We start from the raw sequence: 5,346 nt of genomic DNA, 5'->3' as shown, positions 1-5,346 counted from the left end.
GGCACGTCGTCCCTGGCCTTCGACACACTGTACGCCGAAGGTCAGCGCCGCTATGTCGAATCGCTGTCGGCCTATGCCCGCCAGTTCCTGTCGATGATGGAAAAACCTGACGTCGACACCATCGAAGGCCTGTCGCCGGCGATCTCCATCGAACAGAAGTCGACCTCGCACAACCCGCGCTCCACGGTCGGCACCATCACCGAAATCTACGACTACCTGCGTCTGCTCTATGCACGCGTCGGTACACCGCGCTGCCCGGATCACGATATTCCGCTGGAAGCACAAACCGTCAGTCAGATGGTCGACCTGGTGCTGGCGCAGCCGGAAGGCAGCAAGCTGATGCTGCTGGCCCCGGTGATCCGCGAGCGTAAAGGCGAACACCTTTCGGTCTTCGAAGAGCTGCGCGCCCAAGGTTTTGTTCGCGCCCGGGTCAACGGCCGGATCTGTGAACTCGACGAGCTGCCGAAACTGGATAAACAGAAGAAGCACTCGATCGATGTAATCGTCGACCGTTTCAAGGTACGCGCCGATCTGCAGCAACGTCTGGCCGAGTCTTTCGAGACAGCGCTGAAACTGGCGGACGGCATTGCACTGGTCGCGCCGATGGACGACGAGCCGGGCGAAGAGATGATCTTCTCCGCGCGCTTCGCCTGCCCGATTTGCGGCCATGCGATCAGCGAGCTGGAACCGAAGCTGTTTTCCTTCAACAACCCGGCCGGCGCCTGCCCGACGTGCGATGGTCTGGGGGTGAAGCAATTCTTCGACATCAAACGACTGGTCAACGGTGATCTGACACTGGCCGAAGGCGCGATACGCGGCTGGGACCGGCGCAACGTCTATTACTTCCAGATGCTCGGCTCACTGGCCTCGCACTACGGCTTCAGCCTGGAAGTGCCGTTCAACGATCTGCCGGCAGATCAGCAGAAATCCATCCTGCACGGCAGCGGCTCGCAGAACGTCGACTTCAAATACCTCAACGACCGTGGCGATATCGTCAAACGCTCGCACCCGTTCGAAGGCATCGTGCCGAACCTGGAGCGTCGCTACCGCGAGACCGAGTCGGCGAGCGTGCGCGAAGAGCTGGCCAAGTTCCTCAGCACTCAGTCCTGCCCGGACTGCCGCGGCACTCGCCTGCGTCGTGAAGCGCGGCATGTGTGGGTTGGCGAGAAGACGCTGCCAGCGGTGACCAATCTGCCGATCGGTGACGCTTGCGAGTATTTCGGCCAGTTGAAGATGACCGGTCGACGCGGCGAGATCGCTGACAAGATCCTCAAGGAGATCCGCGAGCGTCTGCAGTTCCTCGTCAACGTCGGTCTCGACTATCTGTCGCTGGATCGCAGCGCTGACACGCTGTCCGGTGGCGAGGCGCAGCGGATTCGTCTGGCCAGTCAGATCGGTGCGGGCCTGGTCGGCGTTCTGTACATTCTCGATGAACCGTCGATTGGTTTACACCAACGCGACAACGACCGCCTGCTCGGCACACTCAAGCACCTGCGCGATATCGGCAATACGGTAATTGTGGTCGAGCACGACGAAGATGCGATTCGCCTGGCAGACTATGTCGTCGATATTGGTCCGGGCGCGGGCGTGCATGGTGGGCAAATCGTTGCCGAAGGCACGCCGGCCGAAGTCATGGCGCACCCGGATTCCCTGACCGGTAAATACCTGTCGGGCCGGGTGAAGATCGAGGTGCCGGCCAAACGTACGCCGCGTAACAAGAAGCTCAATCTGTCGCTGAAAGGCGCGCGCGGCAATAACCTGCGCAACGTTGATCTGGACATCCCGATTGGTCTGCTGACTTGCGTAACCGGTGTGTCCGGCTCGGGTAAATCGACGTTGATCAACAATACGCTGTTCCCGCTGAGCGCCACGGCGCTCAATGGTGCGACCACGCTGGAAGCGGCTGCGCACGACAGCATCAAAGGCCTGGAGCATCTCGACAAAGTCGTCGACATCGACCAGAGCCCGATCGGTCGCACCCCGCGCTCAAACCCGGCAACTTATACCGGACTGTTTACGCCGATCCGTGAACTGTTCGCTGGCGTGCCCGAGTCTCGCTCCCGCGGTTACGGCCCGGGGCGTTTCTCGTTCAACGTCAAGGGCGGTCGCTGCGAAGCGTGTCAGGGCGATGGCCTGATCAAGGTGGAAATGCACTTCCTGCCGGACATCTACGTGCCGTGCGACGTGTGCAAGAGCAAGCGCTACAACCGTGAAACCCTCGAGATCAAATACAAGGGCAAGAGCATTCACGAAACCCTCGAAATGACGATCGAGGAAGCCCGGTTGTTCTTCGACGCGGTGCCGGCGCTGGCGCGCAAACTGCAGACCTTGATGGATGTTGGCCTGTCGTACATCAAGCTCGGTCAGTCGGCGACCACGTTGTCGGGTGGTGAGGCACAGCGGGTCAAGCTGTCTCGCGAGCTGTCCAAGCGTGACACCGGCAAGACCCTGTACATCCTCGATGAGCCGACCACCGGTTTGCACTTCGCGGATATCCAGCAGTTGCTCGATGTACTGCATCGTCTGCGTGACCACGGCAACACCGTGGTGGTGATCGAACACAACCTCGACGTGATCAAGACGGCCGACTGGCTGGTCGATCTTGGGCCGGAGGGTGGTTCCAAGGGTGGCCAGATCATTGCCACCGGTACACCGGAAGAAGTGGCCGAGATGAAGCAATCGCATACTGGTCATTACCTCAAACCGCTGCTGATCCGCGATCGGGCGTAAACGCCATGCATGAAAAAGCCCCTGTCACTTCATCAGTGACAGGGGCTTTTTTGTATCGATTGCAATCAGGAAGTGTGAGATTGCAGGTAGTTCTCAAGGCCGATCAGCTTGATCAGGCCCAACTGCTTTTCCAGCCAGTAGGTGTGGTCTTCTTCGGTGTCGTTGAGTTGAACCCGGAGGATCTCGCGGCTGACATAGTCTTTGTGCTGTTCGCACAGCTCGATGCCTTTGCACAGGGCCGCGCGGACTTTGTACTCAAGGCGCAGATCCGCTTCGAGCATCTCCGGTACGGTGGCGCCGACATCCAGATCATCCGGACGCATGCGCGGCGTTCCTTCGAGCATCAGAATCCGGCGCATCAACGCATCAGCGTGACCGGCTTCTTCTTCCATTTCGTGGTTGATTCGCTCGTAGAGCTTGGTGAACCCCCAGTCCTCATACATCCGCGAGTGAACAAAATATTGATCACGCGCGGCCAGTTCGCCGGTCAGCAACGTGTTGAGGTAATCGATTACGTCTGGGTGGCCTTGCATCGCCCTACATCTCCCTACTTGAAAGTCTGTAGTTTGAACCAACCTGACTGGAAGGTCACCCGTTTCGCGCAATAAAAGCGAAGATATTCTGAGAAAACCAGCCTAAATAACGCAAAAACCGCCCAAATGAGGGCGGTTCTGCTTCTCGTTTAGACTTCGTTAAGCTGTACGTTGAGCAGCTTTGCGATTGCTTCTCCATACGCTGGATCGGCTTTATAGAAATGCTGCAGCTGGCGGTCGACGACATCACTGGAAACACCCGACATGGCGCCGGCGATATTGCTGACCAGCAATGCTTTCTGATCGTCGCTCATCAAACGGAACAGCGCACCGGCGTGGCTGTAGTAATCGGTATCTTCGCGGTGATCGTAGCGATCGGCAGCACCGCTCAAGGCCAGTGCAGGTTCAGCGTAACGCGGAGCTTGTTTCGGCGCTTCGGTATAGCTGTTCGGTTCGTAGTTAGGCGCGGCACCACCGTTGCTGCCGAATGCCATAGAGCCGTCACGCTGGTAAGTGTTAACCGGGCTGCGTGGGGCATTCACCGGCAGTTGCTGGTGATTGGTACCCACACGGTAGCGGTGAGCATCGGCGTACGCGAATACGCGACCTTGCAGCATACGATCCGGCGACAGACCGACTCCCGGAACCATGTTGCTTGGGCCAAACGCAGCTTGCTCGACTTCAGCGAAGTAATTCTGCGGGTTGCGGTTCAACTCCAGCTCGCCAACCTCGATCAACGGAAATTCTTTTTGCGACCAGGTTTTGGTCACATCGAAAGGGTTCTCGTAGTGCGCCGCGGCTTGCGCCTCGGTCATGATCTGGATGCAGACGCGCCATTTCGGGAAGTCGCCGCGCTCAATCGCTTCAAACAGATCACGCTGTGCGTAATCTGGATCGGTGCCTGCCAGGCGCGCTGCATCGGCCGGCGCGAGGTTCTTGATCCCTTGTTGAGTCTTGTAGTGCCATTTCACCCAGTGACGCTCACCTTTAGCGCTGATCAAGCTGTAGGTGTGACTGCCGAAGCCGTGCATATGGCGGTAGCCATCAGGAATGCCGCGGTCAGAAAACAGGATGGTGACCTGATGCAGCGCTTCAGGCGAATGCGACCAGAAGTCCCACATCATCTGCGCGCTTTTCAGGTTGCTTTGCGGCAGGCGCTTTTGAGTGTGGATGAAGTCAGGGAATTTCAGTGGATCACGGATGAAGAATACCGGCGTGTTGTTGCCAACGATGTCCCAGTTGCCTTCCTCAGTGTAGAACTTCAGCGCGAAACCACGTGGATCTCGCTCGGTGTCAGCCGATCCGCGTTCTCCACCCACTGTAGAAAAGCGCAGGAAAGTCGGGGTTTGCTTGCCAACGGATTCAAACAGCTTGGCGCTGGTGTAATCAGTGATGTCACGAGTAACGGTGAACGTGCCGTAAGCACCTGAGCCTTTCGCATGGACGCGGCGCTCGGGGATGTTTTCACGGTTGAAGTGCGCAAGCTTCTCGATCAGATGGAAATCGTCGAGTAGCAGCGGGCCACGCGGGCCGGCGGAGCGAGAATTCTGATTGTCAGCGACAGGTGCGCCACTGGCGGTCGTAAGCGTTTTGATCTGGCTCATACGGTCTTCTTCCTCTGTCAGTCTTGAAACTGCCGGCTAATCGGCTTGCTGGGAATTATTGATCATCCATATGACAGCCACAAATTCATTAACTTGCAGACATCGATAGATAATTACTAATTATGTTTCCCAGCACATAGTGACAACAGAACGGTGTTAGAAGCTTGTACGAACAGCGCATTTTTCTACGGACACAAAAAACCGGGCACTAGGCCCGGTTCTTCGTTTCAGACTGACGTCTTACTCGGCGGATACAGCTTCGCCAGCAGTAGCACGATCAACCAACTCGACGTACGCCATAGGCGCGTTGTCGCCAGTGCGGAAACCGCACTTGAGGATGCGCAGGTAGCCACCCTCACGGGTAGCGTAACGCTTGCCCAGGTGGTTGATGAGCTTTCCTTGGATTGCTTTAGATCGAGTACGGTCGAAAGACAGACGGCGGTTAGCCAGGCTGTGTGTCTTGGACAGAGTGATCAGCG

The 5,346-nt window shown here is 57.6% G+C and carries 4 protein-coding genes; 1 reads left to right on the top strand and 3 read right to left on the bottom strand.

Features of this window, described 5'->3' with window-relative positions; all coding sequences use genetic code 11:
- A partial coding sequence (gene uvrA, locus ACIF4X_RS26235) for an excinuclease ABC subunit UvrA (RefSeq protein WP_397484300.1) occupies positions 1-2,730 on the top strand: 2,730 nt, incomplete at its 5' end.
- Between the two features lie 65 nt (positions 2,731-2,795).
- On the opposite strand, the gene bfr is transcribed toward uvrA, so the two are convergent.
- From bfr to rplQ, 3 genes are all read right to left on the bottom strand, one after another.
- Complete coding sequence (gene bfr, locus ACIF4X_RS26230) at positions 2,796-3,263, bottom strand: bacterioferritin (protein WP_397484299.1); 468 nt, start codon at positions 3,261-3,263, stop codon at positions 2,796-2,798.
- Between the two features lie 149 nt (positions 3,264-3,412).
- On the bottom strand, positions 3,413-4,867 hold the full coding sequence (locus ACIF4X_RS26225) for a catalase (protein ID WP_397484298.1): 1,455 nt from the start codon (positions 4,865-4,867) through the stop codon (positions 3,413-3,415).
- 240 nt (positions 4,868-5,107) lie between these two features.
- On the bottom strand, positions 5,108-5,346 hold a 239-nt coding region (rplQ, locus tag ACIF4X_RS26220; RefSeq protein WP_397484297.1), incomplete at its 5' end, for a 50S ribosomal protein L17.

Source organism: Pseudomonas sp. NPDC085632 (assembly GCF_044541255.1).
Classification (GTDB): domain Bacteria; phylum Pseudomonadota; class Gammaproteobacteria; order Pseudomonadales; family Pseudomonadaceae; genus Aquipseudomonas.
Note: the sequence above shows the minus strand (reverse complement) of the source record. Positions and strands in the feature narration are given on the sequence as shown.